The 452-nt window shown below is 56.6% G+C and carries 1 protein-coding gene; it reads left to right on the top strand.

What is annotated here, in order from left to right; all coding sequences use genetic code 11:
- Positions 1 to 54 precede the first annotated feature (54 nt).
- On the top strand, positions 55 to 452 hold a 398-nt coding region (locus FQK12_RS08510), incomplete at its 3' end, for a type VI secretion system contractile sheath domain-containing protein (protein ID WP_186711194.1).

Raw genomic sequence — 452 nt, forward strand, 5'->3', positions numbered from 1 at the left:
TGGCCCCGAAATAAACGGCGTGCGTTATTTAATGGATTAACCGGGAATATGCTGATGTCTGTAAATACTGAAACCGCCCCCGCGCAGGGGCAGACCGCTGTACTGGAAAAAGAGAGCGTTTACGCTTCCCTGTTTGACAAAATCAACCTGACCCCGGCGTCCCGCCTGGGCGATATTAACGACTTTCTGGATGATGCCGCGCTGTCCGACGCCCCGGCGGGCGAACGACTGACGGCGGCGATGCAGGTGTTTATGGACTGCATCCGTCAGTCCAGAAAGACCGTGGAGAAGCTCGACAAGACCCTGATTGACCACCATATCGCTGAACTGGACTATCAAATCAGCCGCCAGCTGGACGCGGTGATGCACCATCCTGAGTTCCAGAAGGTGGAATCCCTGTGGCGCGGCCTGAAGCAGCTGGTGGACAGCACCGACTACCGCCAGAACGTCAA

The organism is Klebsiella sp. ME-303 (assembly GCF_007910085.1).
In the GTDB taxonomy this organism is placed as follows: Bacteria; Pseudomonadota; Gammaproteobacteria; order Enterobacterales; family Enterobacteriaceae; genus Klebsiella; species Klebsiella michiganensis.